We start from the raw sequence: 18228 nt of genomic DNA, 5'->3' as shown, positions 1-18228 counted from the left end.
CCTCTACGGGTGCACTGCCCCCAAAGAGGCGTTCGAGACGGTTCGGGCCGGTACGCCGTTCCCGTCCGGCGGAGTCACAGGAAGCGCAGGATGAGCATCGCGGTGTCGTCGTTGTGGGCGCCGGGGGCGAAGTCCTCCAGCGCCCGCTCGATGCGGGTGCCGACCGCGGCCGCGGTCAGGCCGACGCAGTCGGACAGGATCTCGGCCAGGCCGTCGTCGCCGATCATCTTGCTGCCGGTGCGGCGCTCGGTGACCCCGTCGGTGACGGCCAGCAGTACGTCGCCCGGGTGCAGCTCCAGGTCCTCGGTCTGGAAGGAGATGTCGTCGAAGGCGCCGAGCAGCGGCTGCGGCTCGGCGCCGAAGAAGACCTCGCCCGTGGGGCGCAGCACCAGCGGCAGCGGATGGCCGGCCGAGATCAGCCGCAGCCGCCAGCCGCCCTCGGGGCGGGCGCTCAGCTCGCCGTAGAGCAGGGTCAGGAAGCGTGCGCGGGTGCCCTCGTCCAGGATCGAGGTGTTCAGCCGCTCCAGGATCTGCGGCGGCGGGTAGCCCTCGCGGGCCAGCGCGCGCAGGGTGTGCCTGGCCAGGCCGGTGACGGCCGCCGCCTCCGGGCCGGTGCCGCAGACGTCGCCGATGGCCACGCACCAGTGCCCCTCGGTGCCGAACACGTCGTAGAAGTCGCCGCCGACCACGGTGCCCTCGCCGGCCGGGCGGTAGATCAGCTCCAGGTCCACACCGGGGATCTCCGGCACCGCGCTCGGCAGCAGGCTGCGCTGCAGCGCCTGGCTCATCGCCGACTGCGCGGAGTACAGCTGGGCGTTGTCCAGCGCGGACGCGACGCGGTGCGCGAGGTCGTCGGCGACGTCGGCCGTCTCGCGCGGGAAGGCGTCGCCCGGCGGCCGCCCCAGGGTCATCAGGCCGAGCTGGCGGCCGCGGCTGGTCAGCGGCAGGCTGACGGCCAGGCCGTGCGCGATCTCGGTGCGCAGCGCCTCCGACAGGTCGGTGCCCAGCAGCTCGGCCTCGCCCCACAGCCGGCCGGGCTCGCGGCGCGGCTCGGGCGGGAACTTCTCCAGCAGCCGGTGCAGGCCGTCGACGGAGGTCTCGTCGTGGTGGGTGAGGTAGGCGAGCCTGGGCGAGCCGGCCTCGTCGGCGGTGTGCACCGCGCACCAGCTGCCCAGCCGCGACACGGCCAGCTGCGCGGCCAGCGCGGCGGTCATCTCCTCGTCCAGGGTGCCGGTCAGCAGGTCGCTGGCCTCGGCCAGGAAGCTCAGCGAGGCGCGCCTGGCCAGCTCCACCTCGGCCAGCCTGGCCCGCTCCACCGGCAGCGCGATCCGGTCGGCGCCCTGCTGCAGCCGCCCGGCCGCGGTGGAGCCGAAGTGGCGGGGGCGGCGCGAGGCGACGCCGATCAGCCCGGTGGTGCGGCCGTCGACGATCAGGGCGGCGGTGACCAGCGAGCGCATCCGCGCGGCGCGCAGCCGGCCGGTTTGCGGCCGGGCGGCGTCGAGGTCGTCGTTGATGACCGGGCCCAGCTCGGGCGCCGCCGAGGCGAAGATCTCCTCGGTGCGGCCCCGGAACGGGGTCCAGCCGTCGTCGGCCAGCCCGACGGCGGTGCGCACCTCCCACTCCGACTCCTCGGAGGTGGCCAGGGAGATGTAGGCGGCATCGCCGCCCAGGACCTCGCGGGCGACCCCGACGACGCGCTCCAGCATCTCGTCCAGCGGCAGCCGCGCCGCCAGCACCTCTTCCAGCGGGCTCCAGGGGTCGGGCATCCGCAGGGTGCGGCCGGCCCCCTGGCGCTGCGCGCCGCCGGGGACGCCCGCGGGCGGCGCCGCCTCGGGGTCGCGGTCCAGCCGGAACCACACCGCCTTGTCGTCGCGGCCGTAGGTGACGCCCCAGGACGAGGCGATCATGCCGGTCAGCGCCAGCCCCAGGCCGCCGTTGCGCTCCATGTCCAGTGAGGGGGAGGTGTCGATCTCCACCGGGCCGACCTGAGGCACCGGCCGGTGCGGCAGCTCGTCGCGGACGATGATTTCCACGCCGACGCCGTCGTGGCGGCAGATGACCTCCACCGGGGTGCGCGCGTGCACCACCGCATTGGTGACCAGCTCGCTGGCCAGCAGCACGGCGTCGTCGGTGAACTCGGCGGAGTCCCACTCTGCCAGGGTGTCGCGCACGAAGGTCCGCGCGCTCGCGGAGGTGTCCGGCGAGGGTTCGAACCTGCGGAATGCGGATTTCGGCGCTATGGATGGCATTGTTGAGTCGTACGGTTCCTCTAGGCGGCGTTCGTGATGTACACGGTATGTAGCGATCGTCGAGCGTTCCGCTTCCGGTGGGATCTGGACGGCCGTTCCGCGTGGTGGCCCGGACAGTGACAGAGTGCGGGCCGCCGGGGTCAGGCCGGCCACCTGAACCGATGCGCAGTTCGATGGTAGGCGAGGGGCCGCAACAACGTAGCCGCCCCCGCGGGCGGGAACAAGACCCGGCGCGCGCCGGGCCGCAACGAAGGCCCCGCGCAAGGGGCCGGAACGAGACGAGGCTGCGCCGGCAGCAGTTACTTGGGGGTCGAAGTGGCGGGCACGATTCAGGCGAGCGAGGACCTCGACCGCGAGCTCCGCGACCTGCTCGCGGCGCTGGTGGCGGCGCGCGACGGCGACTTCAGCGTCCGGCTCGACCCGGGCGCGGGCGGCACCATGGGCGAGATCGCCCGCGCCTACAACGACGTGGTCGAACGCAATCAGGGCTTCTGCGACGAACTGACCCGGGTCGGCCGGATCGTCGGCCGCGAGGGGCGGCTGGACGACCGGGTGAACCTCAACGGCGCCAGCGGCAGCTGGGCCGACGGCGCCTGGGCGGTGAACCAGCTGCTCGACGACGTCAGCCGCCCGGTCACCTCGGTGGCGCTGGTGCTCGACGCGGTCGCCGACGGCGACCTCTCCCAGCGCGTCGACCCGGCGGCCGGCGGCCAGCCCCTCGGCGGCGAGCTGCTGCGGCTCGGCTCCTCGCTGAACCGGATGATGGACCAGCTCTCCTCCTTCACCGGCGAGGTCACCCGGGTGGCCCGCGAGGTGGGCACCGAGGGCAAGCTGGGCGGCCGGGCCAATGTGCGGGGCGTCTCGGGCGCCTGGAAGGACGTCACCGAGTCGGTGAACCGGATGGCCGGGCGGCTCACCGCCCAGGTCCGCGACATCGCGGTGGTGACGACGGCGGTGGCGCGGGGCGATCTGACCCGCAAGGTCACGGTGGACGTGCAGGGCGAGATGCTGGAGTTGAAGAACACCGTCAACACGATGGTGGACCAGCTGTCGTCCTTCGCCGACGAGGTCACCCGCGTCGCCCGCGAGGTCGGCACCGAGGGCAAGCTGGGCGGGCGCGCCAACGTCAAGGGCGTCTCCGGTATCTGGAAGGACCTCACCGGCAACGTCAACTCGATGGCCGACAACCTCACCTACCAGGTGCGCAACATCGCGGTGGTGACGACGGCGGTGGCGCGGGGCGATCTGACCCGCAAGGTCACGGTGGACGTGCAGGGCGAGATGCTGGAGTTGAAGAACACCGTCAACACGATGGTGGACCAGCTGTCGTCCTTCGCCGACGAGGTCACCCGCGTCGCCCGCGAGGTCGGCACCGAAGGGAAGCTGGGCGGCCGGGCGAACGTGCGCGGGGTGTCGGGCATCTGGAAGGACCTGACCGACAACGTCAACTCGATGGCCAACAACCTCACCTACCAGGTCCGCAACATCGCCCAGGTGACCACCGCGGTCGCCGAGGGCGACCTCAGCAAGAAGATCACCGTGGACGCCCAGGGCGAGATGCTGCAGCTGAAGGACACCATCAACACGATGGTCGACCAGCTGTCCACCTTCGCCGACGAGGTCACCCGGATGGCGCGCGAGGTGGGCACCGAGGGCAAGCTGGGCGGCCAGGCCCAGGTGCGCGGGGTGTCGGGCATCTGGAAGGACCTCACCGACAACGTCAACTCCATGGCCAACAACCTGACCAGCCAGGTGCGCAACATCGCCAATGTGGCGATGGCGGTGGCCCAGGGCGACCTCACCAAGAAGATCACCGCCGACGCCCACGGCGAGATCCTCCAGCTGAAGGACACCATGAACACCATGGTGGACAAGCTCTCCGCCTTCGCCGACGAGGTCACCCGCGTCGCCCGCGAGGTCGGCACCGAGGGCAAGCTGGGCGGCCGCGCCAATGTGCGCGGCGTCTCGGGCATCTGGAAGGACCTGACCGACAACGTCAACTCGATGGCCAACAACCTGACCCACCAGGTCCGCAACATCGCCCAGGTCACCACGGCGGTGGCCCGCGGCGACCTCAGCAAGAAGATCACGGTCGACGCCCAGGGCGAGGTGCTGCAGCTGAAGGACACCATCAACACGATGGTCGACCAGCTGTCCACCTTCGCCAACGAGGTCACCCGGGTCGCCTACGACGTGAGCGTCGAAGGGCAGCTGGGCGGCCAGGCCAGGGTCGAGGGCGTCTCGGGCACCTGGAAGCAGCTCACCGAGAGCGTGAACGAGCTGGCCGGCAACCTCACCACCCAGGTGCGGGCCATCGCCACCGTGACCAGCGCGGTCACCCGCGGCGACCTCACCCAGTCCATCAAGGTGGCCGCGCGCGGCGAGATCGCCGAGCTGAAGGACAACGTCAACACCATGGTCGTCAACCTGCGCGAGACGACCCGGGCCAACGAGGAGCAGGACTGGCTCAAGTCCAACCTGGCCCGCATCTCCGGCCTGATGCAGGCGCACCGCGACCTCAACGACCTCGCCCAGCTGATCATGGGCGAGGTCACCCCACTGGTCTCCGCCCAGGTCGGCGCGTTCTTCTTCGCCGACTCCAATGACGGCCCGCCCACCTACCGGCTGCTGGCCGGCTACGGCTACCAGCCGGCCACCCTGGCCCGGCGCCGCATCGTCCCCGGCGACGGGCTCACCGGCCAGGCCGTGCTGCAGAAGGAGCGGCTGATCGTCGACGAGGTGCCGCCCGGCTACGTCACCGTCGCCTCCGGGCTCGGCGAGGCCGGCCCGGCCAGCCTGGTCATCCTGCCGATCCTGTCCGGCGAGCACGTCCTGGGCGTCATCGAGCTGGCCTCCTTCGGGCGCTTCAGCGAGATCCACCTCGCCTTCCTGGACCAGTTCGTGGACACGATCGGGGTCACCATCACCACGATCATGGCCAACTCCCGCACCGAGGACCTGCTGGCGGAGTCCCAGCGGCTCACCCGCGAACTCCAGGAGCGCTCCGCCGAACTCCAGCGCCAGCAGGGCGAGCTGCGCCGCAAGAACACCGAGCTGTCGGAGAAGGCCGCGATGCTGGCCTCCCAGAACCGCGCCATCGAACTGCAGAACAACCAGATCGAGCAGGCCAGGCGGGCGCTGGAGGAACGAGCCCGCCAGCTCGCGCTCTCCTACAAGTACAAGTCGCAGTTCCTGGCGAACATGTCGCACGAGCTGCGCACCCCGCTCAACAGCCTGCTCATCCTGGCCAAGCTGCTGGCGGAGAACAGCGAGCAGAACCTCACCGCCAAGCAGGTGGAGTTCGCGCACACCATCCACAGCGCCGGCAGCGACCTGCTCCAGCTGATCAACGACATCCTGGACCTGTCCAAGGTGGAGGCGGGCCGGATGGAGGTGAACCCGGTCGACCTGCCCATCAGCCAGCTGGTCGACTACGTCGAGGCGACCTTCCGGCCGCTCACCTCCGACAAGGGCCTCGCCTTCACCGTCGACGTCTCGCCCGACGTGCCCGACGCGCTGTTCACCGACGAGCAGCGCTTGCAGCAGATCGTGCGCAACCTGCTGTCCAACGCGGTCAAGTTCACCGCCCAGGGCGAGATCCGGCTGCTCATCGAGCCCGCCGGGCCGATGCCGATGCTGGAGGGCGTGGACGCCGGCTCCGACTTCATCGCGATCTCGGTCGCCGACACCGGCATCGGGATCTCCGAGGACAAGTTCCAGGTCATCTTCGAGGCCTTCCACCAGGGCGAGGGCAACACCAGCCGCCGCTTCGGCGGCACCGGCCTGGGCCTGTCCATCAGCCGCGAGATCGCCCGGCTGCTCGGCGGCGGCATCCAGGTCGACAGCGTGCCCGGCCAGGGCAGCACCTTCACCCTGTTCCTGCCGGTGCGGATGGCCGAGGGCGAGCCGCAGCCCGCCCCGGCGCCGGTCACCGGCTCCGTGGTGGAGCTGGCGGAGCTGCCGGCCCGGCCCGACGACATCGTCGCCGACCGGCCCCGCGCCGAGGCGCCGCCCGCGCCCGAGCCGCGCGCCGACCTGCTGGTCGAGCCCAGCCCGGTGCGCGCCGACGTCGAGCGCGACCGCACCCTGGCCGGCAAGCGGGTGCTGATCGTGGACGACGACGTGCGCAACGTCTTCGCGCTGGCCAGCGCCCTGGAGGCGCACGGTATCGAGGTGCTCTACGCCGACAGCGGCCCCGACGGCATCGAGAAGCTGGAGCGCGACGAGAACATCGCGCTGGTGCTGATGGACATCATGATGCCCGAGCTGGACGGCAACGAGACCACCGCCGCGATCCGGCAGATGCCGCAGTTCGCCCACCTGCCGATCATCTCGCTGACCGCCAAGGCCATGCAGGGCGACCGCGAGAAGAGCCTCGCCTCCGGCGCCTCCGACTACGTCACCAAGCCCGTCAACATCGACCACCTGCTCGACGTGATCCAGTCGTGGCTCAGCCGGGACCCAGGTGAGCCTGGTACCAATGGAGACGGCCGCGCTGACCTGCCTTTCGGCGGCGACGACGCGACCGACGACGGCCCCCGGGAAACGGAGTGAACGTGGCAGAGAAGGCGAACATCCTCCTCGTCGACGACCGTGACGACAACCTCACGGCACTGGAGGCCATCCTCAGTTCGCTCGACCAGAACCTGGTCCGTGCCACGTCGGGCGAGGACGCGCTGAAGGCCCTGCTGGAGGACGAGTTCGCGGTCATCCTGCTCGACGTGGTCATGCCGGGCATGGACGGCTTCGAGACCGCCGCGCACATCAAGCAGCGCGACAAGACCAAGGATGTGCCGATCATCTTCCTCACGGCGGCCGGCACCGACCGCCACCAGGTCTTCCGCGGCTACGCCGCCCGCGCGGTCGACTACCTGGCCAAGCCCTTCGACCCCTGGGTGCTGCGCGCCAAGGTGTCGGTCTTCGTGGAGCTGCACGAGAAGAACCGCCGACTCGCCGAGCAGGCCAAGCTGCTGCAGAAGCAGCTCCAGGGCGACCAGCCCGGCGACGCCCCGGTGCGCCAGGTGGTCGAGGAGCTGTCCGGCGGCCTCACCGCCGTCACCGGCGACCTGGCCGCGCTGCGCGACCGCGTCGCCACCGACGGCACCGACCCCGCGCTGGTCACCGCTGTGCGCGACGTGGAGCACTCCGTGGCCCGGCTCAGCTCACTACTGGAAGCTCTGCGCGGCGCTGAATAGGGCTGCTTCCTTGCCTCGCTCCGCTCGGCTACGGTGCAGCCGCTAGCGGCTCGTCCCCGGCACCTTCGCGGCCGCGTCGGCGGTGGCGGCCGCGTGCTCGTCGACCAGGCGCTGCGCCACCTCGGTGACCTTGAGCTGGTTGCGCTGCGCCACCCTGCGCAGCTGCTCGAAGGCCTGGGCGGCGTCGCAGCCGTGCGCGTGCATCAGGATGCCCTTGGCCTGGTCGATGACGGCCCGCGAGGACAGCGCGCGGCGCATGTGCGCCGCCTCCCTGGCCACGTCGGTATAGCGGCCGGCGCTGTGCAGCGCCAGGGCCAGCTGCTCGGCCAGCAGCGCGGCCAGCGGCGCCGCCGTCGCCTCGTCGAAGGAGCGCGGCCGCCCGGAGTGCAGGCCGAAGGTGACCACCACGCCGTCCAGGCCGAAGGGGAAGGTCACCGAGGAGCGGTCGCCGCACTGCACCGCCCGGCCGAGGAAGCGCGGCCAGCGCTCGTCGTGCAGCACGTCGTCCACCAGCACCCGCTCGCGGGTGCGCAGCCCCTCGATCACCGGGCCCTCGCCCAGCGCGTACTGGTACTCCAGCGAGCGGGCCAGGTCGGAGTGGGAGGCGGCGTACTCCACGATCACATCGCCCCGCCAGATCACCGCCAGCGCGGCCGAGCAGCCCGGTACCCCCCGGGCGGCGGCCGCGGTGACCTGGGCCAGCGCCCGCTGCGGGGAGTTGTCGTCGACCCGCCCCAGGGACCCGATGTCGCGGGCGAGGCGTTCGATCCACATCGCGCATCCCGCCTTCCAGTGGGCGCTGCCACGACGCGGAACCGGCCTCCGCCGGAGCGCCCCGGCCGTAACGGGAACCGTACCCGGCCCACGGAGCGTACACATGGCGGGACGCCCCGCCGCCGAGCCGCCCGGCGGGACCCACGGGGCGGACCGGATGCGTTAGCGTCGGCACCGACACGGATCCGCGACCGCCCGACGGCCGCGCGGCCCTTCGCGGGCCCACGAACAGGGCAGGAGCGTACGCGGATGGCACCACAGGACGACGGCGGGCTCGATCCCGCCGAGTTCGACCGCGAGCTCGCGGAGCTAGCCGAACGGGCCGACGCGCTGCGCGCCACGCACGCCGCCTATCCGGAGGACGCCGCGAGCACCCTGGAGGCGGCGCTGGCCGAGCTGCGCTACGCCGAGGACCGGCTGCGCGCCGCCGGCGCCGCCCTGGCCGAGCTGACGGCCCGGCGCCCCGGCCACGACCGCTCCGGCCACGACGACGAGCGCTCCCTGCTGCGCACCGTCTTCACCGAGCTGGCCGTACCGGTGCTGCTGCTCGACCACGAGGGCCACATCAGGCGGGCCAACACGGCCGCCGCCGAGCTGCTGGGCACCTCGGCCGGCTACCTCACCGGCAAGCCCTTCGTCATCTTCGTCGACCTGCGGCGGCGGGCGGCGATGCGCTCGCAGCTGGCCGCCGTCGGCCGCAGCGGCCAGACCGCCTCCTTCGACTCCCGGCTGGCCCGCAAGGGCTGGGCCGACGACATCCACGTCACCCTCTCCCGGCACCGCCTGCCCGCCGAGCAGCACCCCGTCACCGCCGTGGTGCTGTCCACCCCGGTGGCCACCGACGGCGACTCCGCGCCGCCGCCGCTGGAGCCCGAGGTGGAGAACCAGGTGGTGGTGCTGGGCGCCCGCCGGCTCGACATCATGGCCCGGATGACCCGCCTGCTGCTGGCCCGGCCGGGCACGGCCGCCGACACCGTGCTGGAGCGCGCCGCCGAACTGCTGGCCGACTCCTACGCCGACTGGGTGCTGATCGACATGTGCGACGAGCCGCTGCGCCGGGCCGTGGTGGCCGGCCCGGACGGCGACGGCAGCGCGGCCCAGGCCGAGCTGCTGCGCGGCCTGGACCCCGCCGACGGCGAGGTGCCCGGCGGGGTGCTGGACAACGGCCACTCCGCGCTCGAACCGCTCATCGAGGACGAGGCGATGCTGGGCCGCACCCCCGCGGGGGTGCCGGTGCTCGGCATGCTGGGCGCCGGCTCGCTGCTGAGCGTCCCGCTGCGGGCCGACGCCCGGGTGCTGGGCGCGCTCACCCTGGTGCGGCGGAGCAACCGCGCCAGCTTCGGCCTGGCCGACCTGGGGCTGCTGGAAGAGATCGGCGAGCACGTCGGCCTCGCCGTCCGCAACGCGCGCACCGGCGGCTGAGACCGCCGCCGCGCCGCCCGCGCCGGCTTCCCCACCGCGGTGTACTCCGACGCGACCGCTGGTTGCCCGGCGCCGGGCGCCGTTAAGGTGGCGGGGTGGACTTCTCGCTTGCGACGCACAGACAGCCCGGCAGCGTGGTCGTCTCCGCCACCGGCGAGGTCGACGCCACCAACGCGCCGCGGCTGGCCGCCGCGCTCAACGCGGTGCTGGACGACCCCGGCGACTGCCTCGGCATCATCGTCGACCTCGCCGAGGTCACCTTCTGCGACTCACGCTGCATCGGCGTGCTGGTCGCCGCCTACCGCCGGGCCCGCGAGCGCCGGATCAGCCTGGTCGCGGCGGCGCCGCAGCGGCCGGTGTACCGCCTGCTGGTGATCGCCGGCATCGACCAGGTGCTGTCCATCTACGACGACGTCGACAGCGCGGTGGCCGCTCTGGTGCCTGCGGACACCTGATTCCTGGCCGCGCCCCGTTGTGCATCGCGCCGAACCGCCGCGCCGGAGGCGCGGCCAGAGGTCAGCCGTCCTTGACGTGCAGCCGCACCACCGAGCCGGTGCCGGTGGTGCGGACCTCGACCAGGTCGCAGATCTGGCGGGTGATCCACAGGCCGTATCCGCGCACGCTCAGCGCGTGGGTCGGCGCGTAGCCGATCAGCGGGTCGTCCAGTTTGCCCAGGCGGTCGGTGACATCGCACAGCACCCGGTCGGGGCCGCGCCACAGCAGCACCGCGCCCTCGCCCGAGCCGTGCTCGATCACATTGGCGGCCATCTCGTTGACCGCCACCACCAGGTCCTCCAGCCGGTCGGCCGGCAGGCCGAGGCCCGCGCCCACCGAGGCGGCCCACGTCCGCACCCGGCCGAGGTCGCCGTCGATGTCGAGCCGGTGCACCTCGCCGGTGGGCGGCGGCAGCGGCAGATGCACGTCGGGGGCGCTGTAGGCGGCGGGCTGCACGTAGTCGTCGCTGCGCCGCAGCACCCCGTCGGCCACCAGCCACGGGTGGGTGCGGCGGGCCCGCGCCCGCATCCGCGGGCCGAGCGCGCGGACGTCGAAGGCGCACATCAGCCGCAGCGGGTCGCCGCTGAGCGCGTCGTTGCTCACCGACTCCAGCCGGAACCACTCGCGGGTGTCCACCGGCCGGCAGCCGGACCAGTCCTGCTCGCCCAGCACCCGGACCGTGCGGCCCGGGTGCAGCACCGGGTAGCGGTGCAGCGCGGCCAGCTGCCGGCCCGGCGCCCGGTACCACTCCGCCACCGTGACGAAGGCGACCGCGTCGGCGTCGCCCCCCACGGCGGCGCGCAGCGCCTCGGCCCGCTCGGCGCCCAGCGCGACCACCACGTGGTCGCCCAGGCGCACCCCCTCGCGGACGAACGCGGCCGCCGGGCGCAGGAAGGACGCCTCGTCCCCGTAGAGCAGCGCCTGGTGGCCGAAGGGGTCCCCACCGGCGGGCCGCCGCTCCGCGGACCGGCCCAGCCGGGCCGCCGCGTCGCGGGACATTCCGTGCACCCTGATCTGCCTCGTCTGTTGTGTGACCATGGCCTCACTCCCGCAGGCGCGTACCGTGCGGGCCGTCCGCCGCCGTTTCCGGCCGGCCGGCGACCCGCCTCCCCAGCGGTTCGGCCCGGCGCCGACCGGCGGTGTGATCCCCGAAAATCGGGCGGCTAACCCAGCCGCCTCCGAGCACCGCGGGCCCGCGTCCGGCCCGCGGTGCGGGCGGGCCGCCTGACAGGCACATTCTGTCCGGAGCCCGCGCCGCGGCCGCCGCCGGGGCGGCGCGTCCCCCGGCACGGCGCCGGGGACGCCGGCGGCCGCTCAGATGGCGTCCTCGTCGAGTTCCTCCTCCACCGGCGTCTCCGCCAGCGGCATGGCGCGCTGGTAGCCGCGCGCCGCCTCGGCGGCGACCCGGGTCCACGCGTAGCGGGACCTGGCGCGGTCGGCGGCGGCGATGCCGAGCGCCGAGCGCTGGGTGGGGTTGGCCAGCAGCCGCCGCAGCGCGCTGCCGAGCACGCCGGGCCGCACCGAGGGCAGCAGCACCCCGGTGGTGCCGTCGAGCACCACGTCGGCCTTGCCGCCGACCGCCTCGGCGATGACGGGCACGCCGCAGGCCATCGCCTCCAGCACCACGCTGCCGTAGGGCTCGTAGCGGTTGGCGCAGACCACGGTGTCGGCCGAGCGCAGCAGCCGCGGCAGCTCACGCGCCTCGATCCGGCCGGTGAAGGAGACCCGGTCGTCTACCCCGGCCTCCTTGGCGTGGTAGCGCAGCCGGGCGACGTCGGGGTCGATCGCGAGGTCGTCGGCGGCGGGCCCGCCGACCAGCAGCAGCTCGGCCTCGGGCACCAGGCCCATCGCCTCCACCAGCTGGGCGGCGCCGCCGTGGCGGGCCAGCGGCCCGACGGCCAGCACCCGCGGCCGCTCCTCGCGGCGGCCCTGCCAGGGCGCGGCCGCGGCGACGCCCTCGGGGGTGAAGTGGTCGGTGTCGACGCCGTAGGGCACCACGTTCACGGCCGTGCGCGGCACGCCCATCCGGGCCAGCTCGAACAGCTGGTTGGAGTGGGTGGCGAACACCCGGTCGGCGCTGCGGCCGACCGCCGCCTCCAGGCGGACCCGCTCCGGCGCCACCGGCAGCCCGGCGCGCCGCTCCGACAGGCCGAGGGAGTGGAAGGACTGCACCACGGGGACCCGCAGCTCGCGGGCGCCCGCCAGCGCGGCGAGCCCGCCGGGCCAGTCGTGGGCGTGCACCACGTCCGGCGGCTCCTCGGCCCAGCGCTCGGCCAGCCGGGCGCCGAACTCGCCCAGGTGCGGCTTGACGTCGTCCTCGCCCAGCGGCTCCGCCGGGCCGGCCGGCAGGTGCTCGACCATCACGCCCCTGCCCATCCGGGCGCGGGCGGGCACGCCGGATGAGCGGGCCCGGGTGTAGACGGTGACGCGGTGGCCGAGCTTGGCCAGCTGGCGGGAGAGCATCGCGATGTACACGCTCTGCGGCTCCTCGGCGGTGCCGGCGTGGGCGGTGGCGCCGGAGAGGCCGTGGACGGGCAGCGGGGCGGCGTGCTCGCAGACCAGAGCGATTCTCATTCGGTGACCTCCTGGTAGAGCGCGAACTGCACGGCGAAAGGCGTGCCGGGCGCGGGCACCGCCTCCCGTGGGCGGGGAACGGGGCGCGGGGCGCGCGGGCACGAGCGGACGCGTGCGGGTGCGGAACCGGCCGGCGCCGCGGGGCGGGCGCCGCCGCGGGGGCGGGCGGACGCCGTGGTGGGGCGGGCGGGGCCGGAAATGAAGAAAACGGGTGGACGCATCGTGGATCACACCTCACGAGCTGTGAGCACTCAGGGACAGCCGAGGCGATCGGCCGTCAGCGCGAGCGCTGCTCCGTGTCGGTGTGTCTGCGTCTTAGACACCCGTCTTGGCGACACTATGCCAGAAGCCCGGCGGCTTGGCCAGTCCGCGGGCGGACCGCGGGCGCGCGCCGGTCCGCGCCGAAGGGCGCGGCCGCCGCGCAGCGCCGCCGAGCGCACCCCCGCTGACCTGCGAATCCGCCCGGGGCGCGGCCGGGTGCGCGGCGCGGCGGAGGCCGACGGCCACCGGGCACGGGAACACACCAGGATCTGCGGCAGAATTGGGGCAGCGCACGGGCCGCGAGGCCCGGCCTGGACGCGTCGCGGCGCCCGCCCCCGGCGGGCCGCCACGCGGACAGGTGCCCGCTCCGCATAGCGGAACGGGGGCGAAACCGGCGATACTCCTGCATGTCGATCAGGAGTCATCCGGCGAACCCGCGCGAATCGGCGCCATGCGGCGCCTGATGCGTGTCCGCGGCGCTACGGTAGCGCGACCAGGGTCTCGCGTGGGACGTCCCAGCGAGGGCGGCGGTGTGTGGTTGATCAGGAGGTACGGCAGATGGCAGTGGACCAGGCGGCGGTGACCGTCACGGCCATGACACACCGGGGCGCGGTGCGGGAGGGGAACGAGGACGCCCTGGTCGTCGGTTCGCTCACCGCGTCGAGTGTGAGCATGTCCGCGCCCATGCGGGTGTCCCTGTCTCCGAACGTACCCGCGGTGGTCGCGGTGGCGGACGGCCTGGGCGGCCACGCCGCGGGGGAGGTGGCCGCCTCGCACACCGTGCAGCGCTTCGCCGAGCAGGGCGAGTGGCAGGAGGGCAAGGAGACCATCTCCGAGCTGCTGCGCGCCATCGACGCGGAGCTCCAGGAGTACGCCGAGGACAACCCCGACCACTCCGGACTCGGCACCACCATCGCGGGGCTGCTCTTCGCCGGCGAGGAGATCTTCTGGTTCAACGTGGGCGACTCCCGGGCCTACCGGCTGCACCCCGACAAGCTCCAGCAGCTCTCCCAGGACGACTCCCCGGCCGTGCCGGGCGCCGAGCCGGGCACCCTGGCCGCCGTCACCAACCTGATCACCCAGTCGCTGGGCGGCAGCGCGGGCGAGCTCGAACCCCATGTCGGCACCGACAGCCCGGAGGAGTCCGCCTCCTGGCTGCTGTGCAGCGACGGCCTGTCCGACCTGGTCGAGGGCACCGACATGGTGCGGCTGATCAGCGAGGCCCCTGACGACTCCAGCGCCGTCACCGCGCTGTGGAAGGCGGCCATGGACGCGGGCGGCCGCGACAACATCTCGATCGCGCTGGTCCGCATGGGCTGACGCCCGTTCCCCGGGCGCCCGCCGCGGGCGCCCGGGGCGCGCGCTCAGCCGGTGCCGGACCCGGCGAGGGCCTCTTCGATGCCCGGCTCGCGGGGGCCGAGGAAGCGCGGATCGGGCCGGAAGGCCGCGCTGAAGGCGGCGGGCACATTGGCCGCCACCTCGCGCAGGTGCGCGGTGACCACGCCGATGCCCGTCGGCGTCCGGTAGGGGTCGGCCACCCCCACCGCGTCGATGCCGGCGGCCCGGCACAGCGCCACCGCACGCGGCACGTGGAAGTCCTGGGTCACCACGGCGGCGGCGGTCACCCCGAAGACCTCGCGGGCCCGCACGCAGGAGTCCCAGGTGCTGAAGCCGGCGTAGTCGCCGACCACCAGCTGCTCGGGCACCCCCCGCGCCAGCAGGTAGGCGCGCATGGCGTCGGTCTCGTTGTAGTTCTCCCTGCTGTTGTCGCCGGTCACCAGGATGGCCCGCACCGAGCCCGCCTCGTACAGCTCCAGCGCCCGATCCAGCCGCGCCCTGAGCACCCGGGTGGGGACGCCGTCGGGCCTGACCCCCGCGCCGAGCACGATGGCGACCGGGCGGTCGGGCGCGTCGGCGACCTGGTAGCGCAGGCCGCTGGTGGCCGCCCACACCCAGGCCGTCGGGGCCAGTCCGAGCACCAGCAGGGCGGCCAGCCCGCCCGCCACCGCCCACCGCCACCTGTTGCGCATCGCCGTCCCCCGCTCCTCGTCCGTCCGCCAACCGGGCAACGAACCGCCCCCGGCCGTAGTTGCGCCGGGGGCGGCCGGCGTTCGCGGGGTCAGCCCCCGGCGGAGGCGCCGCGGCGCATCCACAGCACGCCGGCGCCGACGCCGACCAGGGCGATCACGCCGATCACAATCCACACGACCGGGCTCACCCCGCCGGAGGATTCCGACTCCTCGCGCACCGCGGCGGCGTCGGCCGCCGCGGCCGGGGAGGTGTCGGCGCCGCCGGCGGGGGGTGTACCGGAGGCCGAGGCGCCGGCCGAGGGGGCCGCGGCGGCGACGGCGTCGGCGGTCAGCTCGAAGGTGAGCGTGCCGTCCACCACGTGGCCGTCGGCGCCGACGATGCGGTAGCCGATCTCGTAGTCGCCCGGCTCGGTGAAGCCGCCGACCGGGCGGATCACCTCGTTGTGGTCGATCTCGGTGGCGCCCTGCTCGAAGCGCTCGCCGCCGGGGCCGGTGACCACGACTCCGTTGTTGCCGGCCTCCAGCACCTCCAGGTCGAAGGTGAGGACGATCTCCTCGGGGGCGGTGTCCAGGCTCGCGCCGTCCTCGGGGCTGGAGTCGGTGAGCTGGTTGTGGGCGAGCGCGGCGGGGGCGCCGGCCAGCAGCGCGGCGGAGGCCGCCAGGCCGGCGGCGAGCAGGGCGGCCGCGCGGCGCGCGGGGCGGGGGAGCGGACGCGGGCCGGACAGCGGGTCGGACAGTGTGGCGGACATGGGGGCAGGGCCTTTCACGAGGACGCGCGCCGTGCGCGCGGGAAGGGCTGGCAGGAGGACGGGGTGCGGCCGGCCGCGCGTCGCGCGGCGGCCGGCGCCGTCCTCGGCGGCCCGCGCGGCGGATGGCCGCGCACCGGGCGCCGGGCCGCGCGCACCGCTCCCGCGCCCGCGGCGCGCGGGCGCCAGGGCCGCCGCAGCGGCGGGCGGCGCAGCAGCGGCGGGCAGAGCGCGGCGCGGACCAGCGCGGCCAGCGTCCACAGCGCGTCCTCGCCGTGGGCGAGCAGCCACGCGGTGACCAGGGTCGCCCACAGGTGCCCGATGACCATCCCGGGGGAGGCCAGGCCGAAGGCGCCGGTGACCAGGTGGCCGGCGTGCACGCCGGCGGCCTGCGGGCCGGTGGGCGGCACGGCGCCGTGGGTGGCGGGGGAGAGCGCGACGAAGGCGAGGTGGAAGGCGAGCTGGGCGCCGCCGAGCGCGGCGGCGATCTCGGCGAGGGAGCGCCGGTGCCGGGTGGCGGCTGCGAAGGCGGCGCCGACCACCGGGGCGGTCAGCGCGACGGCGGGCCAGCCGGCGGCGCTGCCGCCGCCCAGGACGTGCCCGGCCCAGGCGATCGCGGTGGCGGCGGCCGCCGGCACGGCGGCGCGCAGCAGGCGCAGGGCGCCCCGGCCGGGGTCGGACATGCCATCGAGCCTAACGCGCCGGGCCGCGGCCGCCCACCGGCCGTCCGGGGGCGCGGACCGGGCCGCGCATCAGCCGGCGCGCAGCAGGTCCCGGCGGAGGTAGCGGCGCTCCTCGGGGGTGGTGCCGCCCCAGACGCCGTCGGCCTCGCCCGCGCGCAGCGCCCAGTCCAGGCACTCGGCGCTCACCCGGCAGCGGCCGCAGACGGCCTTGGCGCGGCGCACGTCCATGGCGCCGGGTCCGTCCGGGCTGACGGGGAAGAACACCTCGGGGTCGACGGAGTGGCAGGCCGCGCGGTCGACCCAGTCCTCGCTCTCGTGGTACAGCAGATTCATAACGCACACCCGTTCGGTGGGGGGTCCGGGAAGGCCGGACCGGAGCTGGTGGACGGCCGCGGCGGTGCGAACAGCGCCCGCAGCCGGTCGGCCGGGACCGAGGTGCCGCGCAGCGGCGCCAGGACGACGGCGTCGATGACCGCGGTCAGCGCCTCGGCGACCAGGGCCCGCTCATCGGCGGCCAGCCGGGGCGCCCTGCGGTCCAACCGGCGCAGCTCACCGTCGGCGAGGGCGCGGCAGTCGGCGGCCACGGCGGCGTAGAGGTCCGCTGGCGCGCCCGGGAGGGGCGCGGGATCGGCCGGCGCGGTGGCGCGGCCGCGGGACTCGATGAGGGCGGTCACGGCGGCTCCGTCGCTTCGATCGTCGCGACATCTAGTAGTACTACAGGGCATAGTACTACCGGAGATAGGTATCTGTCCTCTCTTCGCGATCATTTCCGGGGGTGGAAGCGGGGGCGGGTCGAGGGGCGTCCGTCCGGACCGGCCGTACCGCTGCCCTTCCCGGCGGAGGCGACGCGTGCCGGGCGCCGCGGTTGACTGTGAAGTAGCGCACATGAACAGAGTCGCGCGGGGCCGCCCGGAGCGGGCCGTGGCGGCCGCCCGCGGCCGTCCCGAACCGGTGGAAATTGCGCCGTGCGACGGGTGGAAAATGGCGCGGAATCGCCGCGCTGACCGGTGCTTCGGCACGATCCGCAGGGCTCGCCGATACCATTGAGAAAAGGCTGGAAACGGCGAAACTCACTGTCGGTACCCGCGATGTCCCGAGTTAAACATCTTCGGGTGTTACAGTCGGTTTTCGTCCAGCGAAATCTCAGGAAACTTCGCTACCTTTGGTCGACGTGCCTGCTAAACGAGCCGACAGCCCGAGCTACGGGATCGTTGAGGAGGACGGTCTGCGGCTGGATGAGCCGCGCGTCGAGGACGGTCCCGAGCTTTGGCGGGTAGCGCGTGACACGCCGGAATTGGACCTCAATTCGCCGTACAGCTACGTCCTGTGGTGCCGCGACTTCGCCGACACATCTGTCGTGGTGCGTGATCAGGACAACATTTGCGCCTTCCTTACCGGATACGTTCGACCGGAATCGCCGGGTACATTCTTCGTCTGGCAGGTCGCGGTGCACCGCGACTACCGGGGGAGGCGGCTCGGTCGGCGGATGCTCGACCACTACGGCCGGCGGATGGTCCGCCGGGGCTGCACCCACCTTGAAGCGACCGTGACACCGGGCAACACCGCGTCGCTCAACCTGTTCCGCTCCTACGCCCGGGATCACGCGGCCGACCTCGACCGCTCGACGCTGTTCGACGCCGACCTCTTCCCCGGCGGCCACGAGCCCGAGGAGCTGCTGCGGATCGGACCGCTGACCGCCCCTGACGGGCGCCCGTCCGCCGGGGAGCGGTGAGAAGGAGCGACAGGACCTGCCGGATCCGGCCCGCCATGACCGGGCCGACCACCCGTGCGCACTTCGG

General features: G+C 73.9%; 15 protein-coding genes. 6 read left to right on the top strand and 9 right to left on the bottom strand.

Annotated features, from left to right (window positions below; translation table 11 throughout):
• Window positions 1-74: 74 nt before the first annotated feature.
• Window positions 75-2249: a SpoIIE family protein phosphatase gene (locus CLV72_RS07730; RefSeq protein ID WP_106242150.1), complete on the bottom strand. Its 2175-nt coding sequence runs from the start codon at window positions 2247-2249 to the stop codon at window positions 75-77.
• Between the two features lie 315 nt (window positions 2250-2564).
• On the opposite strand from CLV72_RS07730, the gene CLV72_RS07725 reads away from it, so the two are divergent.
• Window positions 2565-6803, top strand: a complete 4239-nt coding sequence (locus CLV72_RS07725; RefSeq protein ID WP_245929978.1) for a HAMP domain-containing protein — start codon at window positions 2565-2567, stop codon at window positions 6801-6803.
• 2 nt (window positions 6804-6805) lie between these two features.
• A complete protein-coding gene (locus CLV72_RS07720; RefSeq protein WP_106242146.1) occupies window positions 6806-7444 on the top strand; it encodes a response regulator in 639 nt (212 codons plus the stop codon).
• A gap of 42 nt (window positions 7445-7486) precedes the next feature.
• Here CLV72_RS07720 and CLV72_RS07715 read toward each other — a convergent pair whose 3' ends face one another.
• Complete coding sequence (locus CLV72_RS07715) at window positions 7487-8218, bottom strand: GAF and ANTAR domain-containing protein (protein ID WP_106242143.1); 732 nt, start codon at window positions 8216-8218, stop codon at window positions 7487-7489.
• A gap of 249 nt (window positions 8219-8467) precedes the next feature.
• Here CLV72_RS07715 and CLV72_RS07710 point away from each other — a divergent pair, with 249 nt between their 5' ends.
• Together CLV72_RS07710 and CLV72_RS07705 are read left to right on the top strand one after the other, a co-directional pair.
• Entirely contained in the window at window positions 8468-9640 is a 1173-nt protein-coding gene (locus tag CLV72_RS07710; RefSeq protein WP_106242140.1) for a GAF domain-containing protein, read from the top strand.
• A gap of 95 nt (window positions 9641-9735) precedes the next feature.
• Window positions 9736-10095 (top strand): STAS domain-containing protein, encoded by a 360-nt coding sequence (locus CLV72_RS07705; RefSeq protein WP_106242136.1) that lies wholly within the window; start codon window positions 9736-9738, stop codon window positions 10093-10095.
• 61 nt (window positions 10096-10156) lie between these two features.
• On the opposite strand, the gene CLV72_RS07700 is transcribed toward CLV72_RS07705, so the two are convergent.
• Window positions 10157-11134 carry a sensor histidine kinase gene (locus CLV72_RS07700; RefSeq protein ID WP_170140912.1) on the bottom strand — a complete coding sequence of 326 codons (978 nt, stop codon included), beginning with the start codon at window positions 11132-11134 and terminating at the stop codon, window positions 10157-10159.
• A gap of 315 nt (window positions 11135-11449) precedes the next feature.
• A complete protein-coding gene (locus CLV72_RS07695; protein ID WP_106242127.1) occupies window positions 11450-12709 on the bottom strand; it encodes a glycosyltransferase in 1260 nt (419 codons plus the stop codon).
• An 819-nt stretch (window positions 12710-13528) separates the two neighbouring features.
• Between CLV72_RS07695 and CLV72_RS07690 the strand changes: the two genes are divergently transcribed.
• Complete coding sequence (locus CLV72_RS07690; protein ID WP_106242124.1) at window positions 13529-14290, top strand: PP2C family protein-serine/threonine phosphatase; 762 nt, start codon at window positions 13529-13531, stop codon at window positions 14288-14290.
• 44 nt (window positions 14291-14334) lie between these two features.
• Here the strand turns inward: CLV72_RS07690 and CLV72_RS07685 are convergent, their stop codons facing one another.
• The 5 genes from CLV72_RS07685 to CLV72_RS07665 form a co-directional block, all read right to left on the bottom strand.
• Window positions 14335-15000, bottom strand: coding sequence for a SanA/YdcF family protein (locus CLV72_RS07685; RefSeq protein WP_106242121.1), 666 nt, complete (start codon window positions 14998-15000; stop codon window positions 14335-14337).
• 89 nt (window positions 15001-15089) lie between these two features.
• Window positions 15090-15749, bottom strand: coding sequence for a copper resistance CopC family protein (locus tag CLV72_RS07680; protein ID WP_106242118.1), 660 nt, complete (start codon window positions 15747-15749; stop codon window positions 15090-15092).
• 14 nt (window positions 15750-15763) lie between these two features.
• Window positions 15764-16429 carry a hypothetical protein gene (locus CLV72_RS07675; protein WP_211302771.1) on the bottom strand — a complete coding sequence of 222 codons (666 nt, stop codon included), beginning with the start codon at window positions 16427-16429 and terminating at the stop codon, window positions 15764-15766.
• Window positions 16430-16498: 69 nt separating this feature from the next.
• Window positions 16499-16762 carry a WhiB family transcriptional regulator gene (locus tag CLV72_RS07670; RefSeq protein WP_106242115.1) on the bottom strand — a complete coding sequence of 88 codons (264 nt, stop codon included), beginning with the start codon at window positions 16760-16762 and terminating at the stop codon, window positions 16499-16501.
• On the bottom strand, window positions 16759-17103 hold the full coding sequence (locus tag CLV72_RS07665; protein WP_106242111.1) for a hypothetical protein: 345 nt from the start codon (window positions 17101-17103) through the stop codon (window positions 16759-16761). Before CLV72_RS07665 ends, CLV72_RS07670 begins: the two co-directional genes overlap by 4 nt.
• Before the next feature lie 497 nt (window positions 17104-17600).
• On the opposite strand from CLV72_RS07665, the gene ectA reads away from it, so the two are divergent.
• Window positions 17601-18161 (top strand): diaminobutyrate acetyltransferase, encoded by a 561-nt coding sequence (gene ectA / locus CLV72_RS07660; RefSeq protein WP_245930058.1) that lies wholly within the window; start codon window positions 17601-17603, stop codon window positions 18159-18161.
• Window positions 18162-18228 lie beyond the last annotated feature (67 nt).

Source organism: Allonocardiopsis opalescens, assembly GCF_003002095.1.
GTDB classification, from domain to species: Bacteria; Actinomycetota; Actinomycetes; order Streptosporangiales; family Streptosporangiaceae; genus Allonocardiopsis; species Allonocardiopsis opalescens.
Note: the sequence above shows the minus strand (reverse complement) of the source record. Positions and strands in the feature narration are given on the sequence as shown.

Excerpts from the sequence above, each read along its gene's own strand:
- CLV72_RS07715 (WP_106242143.1), bottom strand. The coding sequence starts at position 8,218 with ATGTGGATCGAACGCCTCGCCCGCGACATCGGGTCCCTGGGGCGGGTC.
- CLV72_RS07675 (WP_211302771.1), bottom strand. The coding sequence starts at position 16,429 with ATGTCCGACCCCGGCCGGGGCGCCCTGCGCCTGCTGCGCGCCGCCGTG.
- CLV72_RS07680 (WP_106242118.1), bottom strand. The coding sequence starts at position 15,749 with ATGTCCGCCACACTGTCCGACCCGCTGTCCGGCCCGCGTCCGCTCCCC.
- CLV72_RS07685 (WP_106242121.1), bottom strand. The coding sequence starts at position 15,000 with ATGCGCAACAGGTGGCGGTGGGCGGTGGCGGGCGGGCTGGCCGCCCTG.
- CLV72_RS07700 (WP_170140912.1), bottom strand. The coding sequence starts at position 11,134 with ATGTCCCGCGACGCGGCGGCCCGGCTGGGCCGGTCCGCGGAGCGGCGG.
- CLV72_RS07730 (WP_106242150.1), bottom strand. The coding sequence starts at position 2,249 with ATGCCATCCATAGCGCCGAAATCCGCATTCCGCAGGTTCGAACCCTCG.
- CLV72_RS07670 (WP_106242115.1), bottom strand. The coding sequence starts at position 16,762 with ATGAATCTGCTGTACCACGAGAGCGAGGACTGGGTCGACCGCGCGGCC.
- CLV72_RS07690 (WP_106242124.1), top strand. The coding sequence starts at position 13,529 with ATGGCAGTGGACCAGGCGGCGGTGACCGTCACGGCCATGACACACCGG.
- CLV72_RS07710 (WP_106242140.1), top strand. The coding sequence starts at position 8,468 with ATGGCACCACAGGACGACGGCGGGCTCGATCCCGCCGAGTTCGACCGC.
- CLV72_RS07695 (WP_106242127.1), bottom strand. The coding sequence starts at position 12,709 with ATGAGAATCGCTCTGGTCTGCGAGCACGCCGCCCCGCTGCCCGTCCAC.